This window comes from Mycobacterium sp. SMC-18 (assembly GCF_045310895.1).
Taxonomy (GTDB): domain Bacteria; phylum Actinomycetota; class Actinomycetes; order Mycobacteriales; family Mycobacteriaceae; genus Mycobacterium.
Genome location: NZ_JBJIAL010000043.1, coordinates 14504 through 28804, shown reverse-complemented (window position 1 = coordinate 28804; position 14301 = coordinate 14504). Strand labels below are relative to the sequence as shown.

Annotated in this window: 13 protein-coding genes; 8 read left to right on the top strand and 5 right to left on the bottom strand. The window is 67.3% G+C overall.

What is annotated here, in order from left to right; all coding sequences use genetic code 11:
* Positions 1-36 precede the first annotated feature (36 nt).
* Positions 37-1089 (bottom strand): alpha/beta hydrolase, encoded by a 1053-nt coding sequence (locus tag ACJH6J_RS25480; RefSeq protein ID WP_135355219.1) that lies wholly within the window; start codon positions 1087-1089, stop codon positions 37-39.
* Between the two features lie 206 nt (positions 1090-1295).
* Here ACJH6J_RS25480 and ACJH6J_RS25475 point away from each other — a divergent pair, with 206 nt between their 5' ends.
* Together ACJH6J_RS25475 and ACJH6J_RS25470 are read left to right on the top strand one after the other, a co-directional pair.
* A complete protein-coding gene (locus ACJH6J_RS25475; RefSeq protein WP_135355220.1) occupies positions 1296-2264 on the top strand; it encodes an SGNH/GDSL hydrolase family protein in 969 nt (322 codons plus the stop codon).
* A 40-nt stretch (positions 2265-2304) separates the two neighbouring features.
* A complete protein-coding gene (locus ACJH6J_RS25470) occupies positions 2305-3522 on the top strand; it encodes an acetyl-CoA C-acetyltransferase (RefSeq protein WP_135355221.1) in 1218 nt (405 codons plus the stop codon).
* 144 nt (positions 3523-3666) lie between these two features.
* On the opposite strand, the gene ACJH6J_RS25465 is transcribed toward ACJH6J_RS25470, so the two are convergent.
* Complete coding sequence (locus ACJH6J_RS25465) at positions 3667-4560, bottom strand: endonuclease domain-containing protein (RefSeq protein ID WP_135355222.1); 894 nt, start codon at positions 4558-4560, stop codon at positions 3667-3669.
* A 272-nt stretch (positions 4561-4832) separates the two neighbouring features.
* On the opposite strand from ACJH6J_RS25465, the gene purT reads away from it, so the two are divergent.
* Positions 4833-6035, top strand: a complete 1203-nt coding sequence (purT, locus tag ACJH6J_RS25460) for a formate-dependent phosphoribosylglycinamide formyltransferase (protein WP_406804717.1) — start codon at positions 4833-4835, stop codon at positions 6033-6035.
* Between the two features lie 67 nt (positions 6036-6102).
* Here purT and ACJH6J_RS25455 read toward each other — a convergent pair whose 3' ends face one another.
* Entirely contained in the window at positions 6103-6945 is an 843-nt protein-coding gene (locus tag ACJH6J_RS25455; RefSeq protein WP_406804716.1) for a Bax inhibitor-1/YccA family protein, read from the bottom strand.
* A 162-nt stretch (positions 6946-7107) separates the two neighbouring features.
* On the opposite strand from ACJH6J_RS25455, the gene ACJH6J_RS25450 reads away from it, so the two are divergent.
* Genes ACJH6J_RS25450 through ACJH6J_RS25440 form a run of 3 tightly spaced genes read left to right on the top strand, consistent with a single transcriptional unit; the run spans position 7108 to position 10682 of the window.
* On the top strand, positions 7108-8142 hold the full coding sequence (locus ACJH6J_RS25450) for an enoyl-CoA hydratase/isomerase family protein (RefSeq protein ID WP_318986907.1): 1035 nt from the start codon (positions 7108-7110) through the stop codon (positions 8140-8142).
* 8 nt (positions 8143-8150) lie between these two features.
* Positions 8151-8924, top strand: coding sequence for an enoyl-CoA hydratase (locus ACJH6J_RS25445; protein ID WP_135355226.1), 774 nt, complete (start codon positions 8151-8153; stop codon positions 8922-8924).
* A 9-nt stretch (positions 8925-8933) separates the two neighbouring features.
* Complete coding sequence (locus tag ACJH6J_RS25440) at positions 8934-10682, top strand: alpha/beta hydrolase (protein ID WP_406776226.1); 1749 nt, start codon at positions 8934-8936, stop codon at positions 10680-10682.
* Here ACJH6J_RS25440 and ACJH6J_RS25435 read toward each other — a convergent pair.
* Both ACJH6J_RS25435 and ACJH6J_RS25430 read right to left on the bottom strand, forming a co-directional pair.
* Positions 10659-11105 (bottom strand): rhodanese-like domain-containing protein, encoded by a 447-nt coding sequence (locus ACJH6J_RS25435; RefSeq protein WP_133425503.1) that lies wholly within the window; start codon positions 11103-11105, stop codon positions 10659-10661. The genes ACJH6J_RS25440 and ACJH6J_RS25435 overlap by 24 nt on opposite strands.
* Complete coding sequence (locus ACJH6J_RS25430; RefSeq protein ID WP_133425502.1) at positions 11105-11659, bottom strand: cysteine dioxygenase family protein; 555 nt, start codon at positions 11657-11659, stop codon at positions 11105-11107. Before ACJH6J_RS25430 ends, ACJH6J_RS25435 begins: the two co-directional genes overlap by 1 nt.
* A gap of 188 nt (positions 11660-11847) precedes the next feature.
* Between ACJH6J_RS25430 and lpqV the strand changes: the two genes are divergently transcribed.
* Together lpqV and ACJH6J_RS25420 are read left to right on the top strand one after the other, a co-directional pair.
* Entirely contained in the window at positions 11848-12270 is a 423-nt protein-coding gene (gene lpqV / locus ACJH6J_RS25425) for a lipoprotein LpqV (protein ID WP_406784770.1), read from the top strand.
* A 199-nt stretch (positions 12271-12469) separates the two neighbouring features.
* Complete coding sequence (locus ACJH6J_RS25420; RefSeq protein ID WP_371824595.1) at positions 12470-14092, top strand: LCP family protein; 1623 nt, start codon at positions 12470-12472, stop codon at positions 14090-14092.
* Positions 14093-14301 lie beyond the last annotated feature (209 nt).

The following is a 14301-nucleotide window of genomic DNA, read 5'->3' as shown; positions in this document are numbered from 1 at the left end:
ATGTTGTCAGGCCGCCCCCGGGTTGCGCATACCGGATTACCAGGTTGCCTCGCGGATGTACTCGCCGATCTGCTTCAGCGAGCGGTCGGCCTCCTTGACCAGCGGGGCAGCGAGTTGGAACACGTGCATCTGGCCGGGCCAGACGTGCACCTCGACCGGCACGCCGCTGGCGGCCAGCATGTGCGCGGCCTTGCGGGCGTCGTTGAGGAGCACCTCGGAGCCGGACACGTGGATCAGGGTGCGCGGCAGGCCGGGCTCGATGTGGTCGAGCGGCTCGTAGATCTCTTCGGGCTTTCCGTCGACGAGGTGGCGCGAGGCGGCGTGCTCGATGAGTTCGATCAGCGCGTCGAAGGCGTGTGCCGGGAACATCGCGTCGGACTTCATGTTCGGGTGCTGGGCCCGGCTCTCGTTGTCGATCTCGAACAACGGCGACATCGTCGTCACCGCGGCCGGCAGCTCACCCTCCTCCTGGAGCTTCTCGGCCAGTGCCAGCGACAGGTAGCCGCCCGCGGAGTCGCCGGCGAGCACGATCTGGTCCGGCTCGTAGCCCTTCAGGCGCAGCCACCGGTAGGCGTCGTGGCAGTCCTCGAGGGCCTCGCCGATCGAGTGCTTCGGAATCATCCGGTAGTCGACGACCAGGACGGGCGCGTCGGCGTACTTGGACAACGCGCCGACCACGCGGCCGTGGGTGTGCACGCCACAGGTCAGGAATGCCCCGCCGTGCATGTAGAGGATGACGCTGCGACGGCCGTCGGCCGGCAGCACGCCCTTGGCGCGGACCAGGTGCGCCGTACAGTTCGGCAAACCGATCGTGGCGCGGACGGTGCCCGGCTCGGGCCTCATGATCCGGGCGACGAAGTCCACCATTCCCCACGGCCAGGGGGCCTTCGGGGCGTAGCTGCCGATGGTCAGAGTTGACTTGATGGCGAGTGTCGCGGCTACCGACATCAAGCGACCGGCGAGGCTGGGACCGTCCTCGACGATCTCTACCGGTGCGCCGTCACTGACCGGATAGCGGCGTGGTTTCCGCCCCTTAACAGGACTTATAGCAACACTATGGGTTCTGACAACCCTGCTCGGTGCGGTCATCGCCACCACTCCTACGCCTTTGTAGTTCCGGTGCACTTCGTTATTTACGTCACTTAATAGACAACCCGCGTAACTTAGCTTGCCACTGCTACATAGATCAACAATCAAAGTCGCCGAATTGATGCCCCAGTCGATATGACTACGTGACCGGGTCGCCCGCGGTTCATCGACCTGCGAATCTGGGCAACCGACCTAGACTGAACGCCGTGGGCATACGTGCACCGCGCCGGACGACCATCGCTCTGGCGACCGCAGCCACCATCGCCTCGACGGGGTCGTTCTACGTCGGGGTCCGCAACCTCCTGAGCGGCCAGGCAGCCACTGCGCGCCGGGTCATCCCCAAGTCATGGGAAGTCCCGCCACGGGCCGACGGCGTCTACAGCCCCGGGGGCGGACCCGTCGAAAAGTGGCAGCGTGGCGTGCCGTTCGACCTGCACCTGATGATCTTCGGCGACTCCACCGCCACGGGATACGGCTGCCGCAGCGCCGACGAAGTGCCCGGCGTCCTGCTCGCCCGTGGGCTGGCGCAGCAATCCGGTAAGCGAATCCGGTTGTCCACCAAGGCCATCGTGGGCGCGACCTCGAAAGGCCTGTCCGGCCAGATCGACGCCATGTTCGTGGCCGGCCCGCCACCGGACGCGGCGGTCATCATGATCGGCGCCAACGACATCACCGCCGTCAACGGCATCTGGCAGTCGGCGCGCCGGCTGGGCAACGCGGTGCAGCGCCTGTGCGCCAGCGGCGCAGTCGTCATCGTCGGCACGTGTCCCGACTTCGGCGCCATCGCCGCCATCCCGCAGCCGCTGCGCTGGGTGGCCCGCAATCGGGGCCTGCGGCTGGCCCGGGCCCAGGCCGGGCAGGTGCGGTCGAACGGCGGCGTGCCGGTGCCGTTCTCGGACCTGCTGGCGCCCGATTTCCTCAAGGCGCCCGAGGTGCTGTTCTCCCCGGACATGTTCCACCCGTCGGCCGCCGGTTACTCGCTGGCGGCCCAGCAGTTGCTGCCGGCCCTGTGTGAAGCGTTGGGCGAGTGGACAACTGAGTCGCCGCCGGCATCCGCGCTGGTCTCCCGGACCGCGGACGTGACGAGCCTGCTGGCCCGCCTGGCCGGCATCGCGCGCCTGTGGCGGCGCACGACAGGCGTACCCGCGCCGATCGTCGCTCCTGTCACGGGATAAATTCGCCGGGAAGCAATTTTTGGATCCTTAGGAGCCCGTCATGCCCGAAGCCGTCATCGTCTCCACCGCCCGCTCCCCCATCGGCCGTGCCGTCAAGGGCTCGCTGGCCACCATGCGGCCCGACGACCTCGCCGCCCAGATGGTGCGCGCCGCGCTGGACAAGGTGCCCGCGCTCGACCCGCGCGATGTCGCCGACCTGATGATCGGCTGCGGACAGCCCGGTGGTGAGGCCGCCTACAACATCGGTCGCGCCGTGGCCGTCGAGCTCGGCTACGACTTCATGCCGGGCACCACCGTCAACCGCTACTGCTCGTCGTCGCTGCAGACCACCCGCATGGCGTTCCACGCCATCAAGGCCGGCGAGGGCGACGTGTTCATCTCGGCCGGTGTCGAGACCGTGTCCCGCTTCGGCATCGGCGCTGCCGACGGCGCCCCGAACAGCAAGAACTCGCTGTTCGACGAGGCTCAGGCCCGCACCGCCAAGCAGGCCGAAGGCGCCACCGAGTGGCACGACCCGCGCGAAGACGGCGTCCTGCCCGACGTCTACATCGCCATGGGCCAGACCGCCGAGAACGTCGTCCTGCACACCGGCATCAGCCGTGAGGACCAGGACCACTGGGGCGTCCGCTCGCAGAACAAGGCCGAGGAAGCCATCAACGCCGGCTTCTTCGAGCGCGAGATCGTCCCGGTCACGCTGCCCGACGGCACCATCGTCTCCAAGGACGACGGCCCGCGCGCCGGCACCACCTACGAGAAGATCAGCCAGCTGCAGCCGGTGTTCCGCCCGAACGGCACCATCACCGCCGGTAACGCCTGCCCGCTGAACGACGGCGCCGCCGCCCTCGTGATCATGAGCGACGAGAAGGCCAAGGCCCTCGGCCTGACCCCGCTGGCGCGCATCGTCTCGACCGGTGTCTCGGGTCTGTCGCCGGAGATCATGGGCCTGGGCCCGATCGAGGCCGTCAAGCAGGCCCTCGGCCGCGCCAACATGGCCATCGGTGACGTCGACCTCTACGAGATCAACGAGGCCTTCGCCGTGCAGGTGCTGGGCTCGGCCCGCGCCCTGGGCATGGACGAGGACCGCCTGAACGTGTCCGGTGGCGCCATCGCCCTCGGCCACCCGTTCGGTATGACCGGCGCCCGCATCACCGCGACGCTGATCAACAACCTGCAGACCCACGACAAGCAGTTCGGCATCGAGACCATGTGTGTCGGTGGTGGCCAGGGTATGGCCATGATCATCGAGCGGCTTTCGTAAGTCCCTTAAGCAGTCTCTGAAGCGGCGTCCCGCCGCCTCAGCGTTGACCCTGTACTCAGGGCGCATTTGTTCGAGTGACATGCGCCCCAGGTACAGGGTCAACGTGTTTCTGGGGGCATCTGGCGTTGACCCTGAACCCTTGGCCTAACTCGCGCGTCCGGCGTCGCGCGAGGGCAGAAACACTGCAGGATTTCGTCGATAGAGTGCCCGCGCCCAGGCCCGATTCACCCACGCGATGATCTCCGCCCGGCGATGTCCGGCGGCCACTCTGACCACCGTCCACCCGACGCCGGCGATGTACTCGCTGCGCACGATGTCGTAGCCGATCTGGCCCGCATGTTGCTCGCCGTCGTACTCGACAGCGAGCCGCATGTCTTCCCATCCCATGTCGAGGAAGTACTTGGCGCGGCCATCGGGGCCAGTCACCGGGATCTGAGTCTTCGGTCGTGGAAAGCCTTCGGCGATCAGCAATTGTCGAAGCCAGGATTCTTGCGGGGATTGGGCGCCCGGGTCGTAGAGAGCCAGAGCCTGCTCCAATTGGCGCAACCCTCGCGCGTGCCGGTGGCGGCCTGCCACCTCACGCACTGCGTCGACGTTGAATCCGGTGGCGGCACCGAGAGCGTCGAGTCGGGCAACCGCGTCGACGAGCGACCCGCGTCGTCCGAGGTCGAACGCCGTACGGTGCGACGTCGTCACAGGCAATCCGCCGAGCAACTGGCTCTCGTCGTCGAAGAGCAGGTCATCACGGGCGATGACGTTCCTGGGCGGCCTGGTATTGGCGTAGATGAGTTCAATCGGCGCGTCATCAGGCACCCACTTCGCCCTGTGAAGGGCTGCCGCGGCATGCCCGGCAATGGTGGCCTCGCGTCCAGACCACAGCCACGCGGCCTGCGTCCGCTGGTAGAGCGATGGGTCAATTCGCTTGTCCACGTAGATGTTCGGCAGCATCGCCCGGTAGTGGCGGCGCAGCTCGTAGCGGGTGAGCGATCGACTTGCGACAGCCTCGCTGCCGATGAACGGGTCCGATTCGGTGATCATGACGCAACCGTCTGCCGCCCCGCTGACAGAAAGGTCTCGATCGCGCCGACACAGCCGTGGAGTGTGGATCAACTGCGAAGTGTGGATAACTCACGTTGAGCCTGTATCCGCGGCGCATTCGTACGAGTAGCCCGCGCCACTAGTACAGGGCCAATGCGCCGATGGGCGATCAGGACTCTGAGCCTGAATCCATGGCGCAAGAGTGCGAGAAACCCACGCCCTCAGTACAGGATCAACCCACATAGAACCCCACCCCATAGACTTTCCGCCCAATGATCACCATCGGAACCCCACTGTCGCCGAACGCGACCAAGGTCATGCTGCTCGGCTCCGGCGAACTCGGTCGCGAAGTGCTGATCGCGTTGCAGCGCCTGGGCGTCGAGACCATTGCCGTCGACCGCTACGAGAACGCGCCGGGCCAGCAGGTGGCCCACCACGCGCGGACCATCTCGATGACCGACCCCGACCAGCTCAAGGCGCTGATCGCGGCGGAGAAGCCGGACCTCGTGGTGCCGGAGATCGAGGCCATCGCCACGCCGGCGCTGCAGGAACTCGAGGAGGCCGGTGTGGTGCGGGTGATCCCGACCGCGCGGGCCGCCCGCCTCACCATGGACCGCGAGGGCATCCGGCGCCTGGCCGCCGAAGAACTCGGCGTGCCGACGAGCCCCTACAAGTTCTGCGATTCGCTCGAGGAACTCCAAGCCGCCATCGATGGCGGCATCGGGTACCCGTGCGTCGTGAAGCCCGTGATGAGCAGTTCGGGCAAGGGCCAGAGCAAGCTCGACGGCCCGGACGACGTCGCGAAGGCCTGGGAGTACGCCATGGGCGGGGCGCGCGTGACCAACACCCGCATCATCGTCGAGGGCTTCGTCGACTTCGACTACGAGATCACGCTGTTGACGGTCCGGGCACGAGGCGCCGACGGCGAGGTCGAGACCCAGTTCTGCGAACCGATCGGGCACCGTCAGGTCTCCGGCGATTACGTGGAGAGCTGGCAGCCGCACCCGATGTCGGCCGCGGCTCTGGCCAACGCCCAGGACATCGCGCACAAGGTCACCGAAAACCTCGGCGGGCAGGGCGTTTTCGGCGTCGAGTTGTTCGTCAAGGGCGACCAGGTGTGGTTCAGCGAAGTGAGCCCGCGCCCACACGACACCGGCATGACGACGATGATCACGCAGTGGCAGAACGAGTTCGAGCTGCATGCCCGTGCGATCCTCGGGCTGCCGGTGGACACGTCTCTCAAGAGCCCGGGCGCCAGCGCGGTGATCTACGGCGGCGTGGAGGCCGAGGGCATCGTCTTCGACGGCGTCGACGAGGCCCTGCAGGTGCCGGGCACCGACATTCGCCTGTTCGGCAAGCCCGAGAGCTTCCGCACCCGCCGGATGGGTGTGGCCCTGGCGCGGGCCGCGGATATCGACACCGCACGCCGCAACGCCGCCGAAGCGGCCGGCCGCGTCAAGCCGCGCGCGGTCTGAGGCCGACACAGCACGACACGAAGAAGGGGCGCCCGCCGAAGCGGACGCCCCTTCTCTGTCAACGGAGCTAGTCGTTGTTGAAGTAACTCAGCAGTCGCAGGATCTCCACGTACAGCCAGACCAGGGTGACGGTCAGGCCGAGCGCGACGCCCCACGCCGCCTTCTCCGGCGCGCCGGCGCGGATCATCTGGTCGGCAGCGTCGAAGTCGAGCAGGAAGCTGAACGCCGCCAGCGCGATGCAGACCAGCGAGAAGATGATCGCGATGGTGCCGCCGCTGCGCAGGCCCATGCCCGCGCCGCCGTTGAACAGGCCGATGATGAAGTTGCCGAGCATGAGCGCGAGGACACCGAACATGCCGGCGACGATCATGCGGGTGAACTTCGGGGTGACGCGGATGGCGCCGGTCTTGTAGACGACGAGCATGCCGAAGAACACACCGAAGGTGCCGAGAATGGCCTGGCCGATCAGGGCACCGGCGTTGGCGCCGGAGACCGCGAAGTTGGCCATCACGAACGAGAAGGCGCCGAGGAACATGCCCTCGAGCACCGCGTAGGTGAGGACGATGCCCGGGTTGTCCTGCTTACGGCCGAACGTGGCGATGAGGACCATCACCAGGCCGCCGAGGGCACCGATCATGGCGATGGGCCCGGCCAGCGCCAGGTTCGACATGATCACGAAGTACGAAACGACCGCACTGACCGTCAGCACCGCCAGCGTGATGCCGGTCTTGGTGACGACGTCATCGATGGTCAGCGCCCGCGAGAAACCGGCCTGCTGCTGCGGGTACTGGGTGTATGGCTGGGCCATGGTCTGCTGGGCACCATATGCGGCGGCGCCACTACCGAATTGCGCGTATCCGCCCTGCGATTTGGGCAGGGAACGAAATATCGGGTTGCTGCTCTCGCGCACCGTCTGGGTTCCTCTCGTGAAGCTGTGGTCCGTCTGCTGACGAACACCCACTCAACGTACGGCTTCGGGTGTTGGTTCCCGGCGAGACGGAGAAACTGGGAACTTACTGTGAAACGGTACCTGGTCGGCGCAGCGGTTGCGCGACGATCTAGATTGCTTACCGTGGCGGAAAACGAGGATATCCTAGTAAATGTCGAGAACGGCGTCGGCGTCGTCACGCTGAACCGTCCGAAGGCCATCAATTCGCTCAATCAGGTCATGGTCACGGGCCTGGCCGAGGCGCTCACCGCGTGGGAGCACGACGACAGCGTGCGCGCGGTCCTGCTGACCGGCGCCGGCGAGCGCGGCCTGTGCGCAGGCGGCGACGTGGTCGCGCTGTATCACTCCGCCAAGGCGCAGGACGACAAGGCCAGGACGTTCTGGCATGACGAATATCTGCTCAACGCGCACATCGGCCGCTACCCCAAGCCGTACGTCTCGCTGATGGACGGCATCGTGATGGGCGGCGGCGTCGGGGTCGGCGCGCACGGCAACATCCGCGTCGTCACCGAGAAGACCAAGCTCGGCATGCCCGAGGTCGGCATCGGTTTCATCCCCGACGTCGGCGGTACCTACCTGCTGTCCCGTGCGCCGGGCCTGATCGGTCTGCACGCCGCACTCACCGGTGCCCCGTTCTCCGGCGCGGATGCCATCGCTCTGGGCTTCGCCGACCATTTCGTCCCGCAGGCCGACCTGCCCGCCTTCCGCGACCTGGTGATCAGCGACGGCCCCGACGCGGCGCTCAAGAAGTACGCCGTCGAGCCGCCCGCCAGCGAGCTTCTGGCACAACAGCATTGGATCGACGAGTGCTACGCGGCCGACACGGTCGCCGAGATCCTGGAGAACCTGCGGAACAGCGAAGCCGCGCCCGCCAACGCGGCAGCCGACCTGATCGCCACCCGGTCGCCCATCGCGCTGACGGTCACCCTGGAGGCCGTGCGCCGCGCCGCGAAGCTGCCCACCCTCGAGGACACCCTCGTGCAGGAATTCCGAGTCTCGATGGCGTCGCACAAGTCTCACGATTTCGTGGAGGGCATCCGCGCCCAGCTCGTCGACAAGGACCGCAACCCGCAGTGGTCCCCGGCTAGTCTTTCGGACTGCACCGCCGCCGACGTCGACGCCTACTTCGTCTCCGCCGACCCTGATCTCACCTTCTAGGAGAACCGATGACTTTCGAAACCATCCTGGTCACCCGCGACGACCGCGTCGCCACCATCACCCTGAACCGGCCGAAGGCCCTCAACGCCCTCAACAGCCAGGTGATGACCGAAGTCACCACGGCCGCAGCCGAACTCGACGCCGACCCGGGCATCGGCGCCATCATCATCACCGGTAGCGAGAAGGCCTTCGCCGCGGGCGCCGACATCAAGGAGATGGCGAGCCTGACGTTCGCCGACGTGTTCTCGCAGGACTTCTTCGCGCTGTGGAACAAGTTCGCCGCGACCCGCACCCCCACCATCGCCGCCGTCGCCGGCTACGCGCTCGGTGGCGGTTGTGAGCTCGCCATGATGTGCGACCTGCTGATCGCCGCCGACACCGCCAAATTCGGCCAGCCCGAGATCAAGCTGGGCGTGCTGCCCGGCATGGGCGGCAGCCAGCGTCTGACGCGTGCCGTGGGCAAGGCCAAGGCGATGGACCTGATCCTCACCGGCCGCAACATGGACGCCGAGGAAGCCGAACGCTGCGGCCTGGTGTCGCGTGTGGTCCCGGCCGACAAGCTGCTCGAAGAGGCCAACGCCGTCGCCAAAACCATTGCCGGCATGTCGCTTTCGGCGTCGCGGATGGCGAAGGAAGCGGTCAACCGCGCCTTCGAGAGCACCCTCGCCGAGGGCCTGCTGTACGAGCGCCGGCTGTTCCACTCGGCCTTCGCCACCGACGACCAGACGGAGGGCATGGCGGCGTTCACCGAGAAGCGCGCGCCGAACTTCACGCATCGGTAAAGTCGATCGGTGGCCGACACCGCACAACTGCCTGATCCCGCCCACGACGGCGCCGCTGTCGCGGTGGCCGAGCCGTCGGACGCGGAGTCATTCGTCGCGAAACTGGAAGAGCCACCCTCGGATTGGTGGGTCCGCCGCTACACGTTCTTCGGCACCGCAGTCGGCCTGACCTTCATCTGGCTCTCGCTGACGCCGTCGCTGTTGCCGCGCGGACCGCTCTTCCAGGGCATCGTCAGCGGCGCTGCCGGCGCGTGCGGCTACGGCCTCGGGGTGCTCGGCGTCTTCCTGGTGCGCTACATGCGCTCGAAGGACAGCAGCCCCAAGGCGCCCCGCTGGGCGTGGCTCGTCCTGATCGGGGTCGGCGTCATCGGCCAGGTGCTCGCGGTCATCTGGTTCCACGTCTGGCAGGACGAGGTCCGCGACATGATGGGCGTGCCCCGGATGAAGTTCTGGGACCACCCGCTGACGGCGGTGTACTCGATCGTCTTCCTGTTCGGCTTCGTCGAAATCGGCCAGCTGATCCGCAAATTGGTGCGTTTCCTGATGCGTCAGCTGGAGCGCGTGGCGCCCCCTCGGGTGTCCGGTGTGGTGGCAGTGCTCCTGGTCATCGCCGTGTTCGTCGAGGTGTTCAACGGTGTGGTCGGCAACTATGCGATGTCGTGGATCAACAACACCTTCGCCTCGGCCAATGACGAGGATGATCCCGACAACCCGCCTCCCACATCGCCATTGCGGTCGGGCGGCCCCGGCTCACTGGCCAGCTGGTCGTCGCTGGGCCGGCAGGGCCGCATCTTCGTCGGCAACGGACCGAGCGTCGAAGAGCTCGAGAAATTCAACGGCCGCAAGGCAATCGAACCGATTCGCGCCTACGCCGGTCTGCACTCCGCGGACGGCATCCGGGCGACGGCCAGGCTCGCCGCGCAGGAACTCAAGCGCACCGGCGGACTCGAGCGCGCGGTCGTCGCCGTCGCCACCACGACGGGCACCGGCTGGATCAACGAGGCCGAAGCCGCGTCGCTGGAGTACATGTACAACGGCAACACCGCGATCGTGTCGATGCAGTATTCGTTCCTGCCCAGCTGGATCTCGTTCCTGGTGGACAAGGACAACGCGCAGGAAGCCGGCCAGGAACTGTTCGAAGAGGTCGACGCCCTCGTGCGGCAGATGCCCGAGGGCAAGCGCCCCAAGCTCGTGGTGTTCGGGGAGAGCCTCGGCTCGTTCGGCGGCGAGGCTCCGTTCCAGTCGCTGAACAACCTGGTGGCCCGTACCGACGGCGCGCTGTTCTCCGGACCGACGTTCAACAACGTCATCTGGACCGAGCTGACCCGCTACCGCGACGCCGGGTCACTGGAGAAACTGCCGATCTACGACCACGGCCTCAACGCCCGGTTCGCTTCTCGCCCTGAGGATTTGGACCGCCCCGCCGACGCCACCTGGGGCCACCCGCGGGTGGTGTATCTGCAGCACGCGTCCGACCCGATCGCCTGGTGGAATCCCGACCTGCTGTTCGCCCGGCCCGACTGGCTGGAAGAACCGCGCGGCCGTGACGTCTCGCCGCGGATGGAGTGGATTCCCGTCGTGACGTTCCTGCAGGTGTCGGCCGACATGGCCGTCGCGGTCGACGTCCCGGACGGGCACGGACACGTCTACGTCAGGGACGTCGCCGATGCGTGGGCCGACGTGCTGCAGCCACCGGAGTGGACCAAGGAGAAGACGGAGCGGTTGCGCCCGCTGCTACACCCAAGCGCCGGCACGTAGCAGCACCGACGCGGCCGTCCCGCCCAGCAGTCCTTCATCGACCAGCGCCCGGTATCCGCCGATGACGTCGGTGGCGCGGTACAGCCCCAGGTCCTGCAGCGCGGCGGCGGCCAGGCTCGAGGTGTAGCCCTGCGAGCACAGCACCACCCACTCGACGTCGACTCCGGTGGCCTGCGGCAGACGGGCGTCACTGGTCGGGTCGCAGCGCCATTCCAGGACGTTGCGTTCCACGACGAGCGCGCCGGGAAACTCGCCCTCGATGGCGCGCTGCGCGGCCGGCCTGATGTCCACCAGCACGGCGCCCCGGGCCAGCGCGGCGGGGATTTCGGCGGCGGACAGCCGGACCAGCCGCTCGCGCGCCGCGTTCAGCATGGCGTCGACTCGGCTGACCGCGTTCCCCGTCGCTTCACTCGCCGTGGTCATCAGTCCCCCTCGGGCTTGTCGGTGAGTTCGGTGTAGACGCGCCGCAGCTTCTGGCTTTCGGTCACGTCGTAGTACGACATGGCGGTCAGCGGCGGCGAGTAGGCGTGCACACTCAGAGTGGGCGGAGCGGGCGATACTCCTGCGGCATCGTTGCTGCCCGCCCGCACCACGTCGTGGACCCAGCCCAGCGGGAACGCGGCCTGGTCACCGGCCTCCAGAGTGCGCTGCCGCAGCCCGCGGCCGTCCCAGCGGGTTTCCTCGAGCGCCCCGGACACCACGGTCAACGCACCGAGCGATCCGCCATGGTCGTGCAGCTCGGTGCTGCGCTCGGGGACCCAGCTGATCAGCCAGAGATCGAGTTCGTCGTCGCCGTACAACCGGCGGAACCAGCGTTCGTGAAGGGGCAGGCCGTCGGCCGGCAGCAGCCGGTCGTAGCGGCCGCTCAGGACGTCGTCGGCGCACCGATCAGTGGCGTGCAGCAGGTCGGGCAGCCGCAATCGGGTCGGGGCCAGGGAAGTGGGGCCAGAAACAGAAAACTCTGTCAGGACGGACATGACGGAACTCCAATGCAGAAACGAACGGGTGGGCTTGGCGCCCTCACAAGGCCGGGCTCAAGCTCGACAACATGTCGCGTTCTGCACGTTCTGCACTGCCATGTTCCCCATGGTGTCGGCGCCGCGGCCGCCGGGAAAGGGTTAGCGTCAGGGTGATCCTGAATGCCTACACCTCTAGATTGGCAAGCATGCAGATCAACGTCATCCGGGCAGCGCTGCTCACGACCACCGCACTGACGTTCCTGACAGCCTGCGGGCCGGACAAGCAAGCCGCTCCCGCCCACACTCCCGCCGAGCTGCCCACGCAGTCGCACGAACACCCCGCACCCGCCGGCGGCGCCGTCTCCCCGGGCGGCGTGACAACTGCTGTCGACGCCCCGCCGGCGGCGACCGAGTCCGAGTTCGGCCAGGCGTGCCACGCCGCGAAGGTGTGGATGGACGCTCAGAATGCCGACCCGGCGACGCTCGTCGAGCCGTACCTGGGTCTCATGCAGCGGCCGGAAACACGTGATCCCGGTAACTTCAACACCCCGTGGACCGAGCTCACCGCAGGCCAGCAGGCCGGCGTGATCATGGCCGCGACCAGCGCCTCCAAAGGTGAATGCGGCTGATACCCGCCGTTCACTGAGGATTCGCTGAGTCTGCGGCGTTGCCCTAAAATCGGTCGCACTGCCGTCCGATCGCTCTGACGCATACACGCGGGCCGCGGTGACAGCGAACTTTCCGACCGCCGGATCCGACCGGCGGTCCTCACGTACCCGCGAGGCCCGCCGAGATGACCGCCATGACCGCATCCCCTCGAGGTCGCAGCTGAGCACCTCCGATCTCCAGCGCAGCGATACCGCCCGCCACCGTCTTCCAGCCCGGCACCGCCGGAGCCGGCTGCAAAGCCTGCTCAGCGCCCGGGTGGGCTGGGACACCGTCGGGCGGGTGGCGCTCGCCCTGGTCACCACGGTGGCGGTGGCGACGACCGGCCTGGGCTGGTGGACGGTGCGCGGCGCGCTGCACGGCATCACGGTCAGCGATGCGCTCGGGGCCGACGCGCCCAAGTCCACCGGCGGGGCGATGAACATCCTGCTGATCGGCCTGGACTCGCGGAAAGACCAGCAGGGCAATGACCTGCCGCAGGCGCTGCTCGACAAACTGCACGCCGGGGATTCGGACAACGGCGGCTACAACACCAACACGCTGATCCTGGCGCACATCTCCGCCGACAACCATGTGGTCGCGTTCTCGATCCCGCGCGACGACTATGTGCGGGTCACCGGCATCCCCGGATACGACCACATCAAGATCAAAGAGGCGTACGGCCTGACCAAGGCCAACGCCATGCAGCACCTCATGGACAAGGGCGTCACCGACCAGGCCGAGCTGGAACGCAAGAGCCGCGAGGCCGGCCGCGCCGCCACCCTGGCCGCGGTCCGCAATCTGACCGGTGCGCCCATCGACTACTTCGCCGAGGTCAACCTCGCCGGTTTCTACGACATCGCCGAGAGCCTCGGTGGCGTCGAAATCTGCCTGAACCACCCCGTGTACGACGACTACTCGGGCGCCGATTTCCCGGCCGGCCGCCAGATGCTCGACGCCTCGCAGGTCGTCGCCTTCGTCCGGCAACGGCACGGCCTGGACAACGGCGACCTGGACCGGACCCACCGCCAGCAGGCGTTCCTGATCTCGGTGATGCACCAGCTGCAGAAGGACGGCTCGTTCAGCGACCTCGGCAAGCTCAATCAGCTGATCGGCGTCGCACAGAAGGACGTCGTGCTGTCGGCGGGCTGGGGCCAGGAGCAGTTCAAGCGCATGGGCGAGATCGCCGGCGGCGCAAACGTCCAGTACCGGACATTGCCCGTCGTGCGCTACGACAACATCGACGGCCAGGACGTCAACATCGTCGACCCCATGGCCATCAAGGTCGAGGTCGCCAAGGCCTTCGGCCTCAAGCCACCGGCCGGCGCACCGACGACCACGCCCAGCACGTCGACCGAGCCGTCGACGCTGGACAAGGCCGCCGACAGCACCGGTACGACGTCGAAGAACGCCAAGACCGCCGTCATCGACGTCATCAACGGTTCCGACGTGATGGGCCTGGGCCGGCAGATGTCCGAGATCCTGGGCGATCTCGAATACTCCATGGGCCAGACCCGGAGCTCGCAGGACGGCGAGCTCAGTTCGACGGCCGTCGACTTCGGCGCCGGTACCGACGCCGAAGCCAAGCACCTGGCAGAACTCTTGGGCATCGACGCGGTCCGCGCCGACCCGTCGGTGCCCGCCGGCCGCATCCACGTGACGCTGGGGCCGGGCTATCAGGTGCCCGACACGCTCGACAGCGTCTCCCTGGCCGCGGCCAAGTCGTCCAATTACGACACCACGTTGCCGACCCCGGAAGCCGGGCCGCCGGTGCGTGCCAACGACGGGCTGCCCTGCGTCAACTGACGCGCGCCCGCTTTTCCGTGCCGCCAGTGTGCGCACAGACCGTCGATCCGGCCGGTTCCGCGATCTGCACGCACACTCGCGATGCAGACGCCACCAGCTGCCGGCGCAAATTAATTAGATTAGTTCAACGAATTAAATTCGCCGCCCATCGAAGCGCGAAAAATGAGCCGCGACGCCATTCCCAGAACACAAAGCACATCTAACAAATT

Coding starts and splice junctions, on each gene's coding strand:
- ACJH6J_RS25470 (WP_135355221.1), top strand. CDS start 2,305: ATGCCCGAAGCCGTCATCGTCTCCACCGCCCGCTCCCCCATCGGCCGT.
- ACJH6J_RS25445 (WP_135355226.1), top strand. CDS start 8,151: ATGACTTTCGAAACCATCCTGGTCACCCGCGACGACCGCGTCGCCACC.
- lpqV (WP_406784770.1), top strand. CDS start 11,848: ATGCAGATCAACGTCATCCGGGCAGCGCTGCTCACGACCACCGCACTG.
- ACJH6J_RS25435 (WP_133425503.1), bottom strand. CDS start 11,105: ATGACCACGGCGAGTGAAGCGACGGGGAACGCGGTCAGCCGAGTCGAC.
- purT (WP_406804717.1), top strand. CDS start 4,833: ATGATCACCATCGGAACCCCACTGTCGCCGAACGCGACCAAGGTCATG.
- ACJH6J_RS25480 (WP_135355219.1), bottom strand. CDS start 1,089: ATGACCGCACCGAGCAGGGTTGTCAGAACCCATAGTGTTGCTATAAGT.
- ACJH6J_RS25430 (WP_133425502.1), bottom strand. CDS start 11,659: ATGTCCGTCCTGACAGAGTTTTCTGTTTCTGGCCCCACTTCCCTGGCC.
- ACJH6J_RS25465 (WP_135355222.1), bottom strand. CDS start 4,560: ATGATCACCGAATCGGACCCGTTCATCGGCAGCGAGGCTGTCGCAAGT.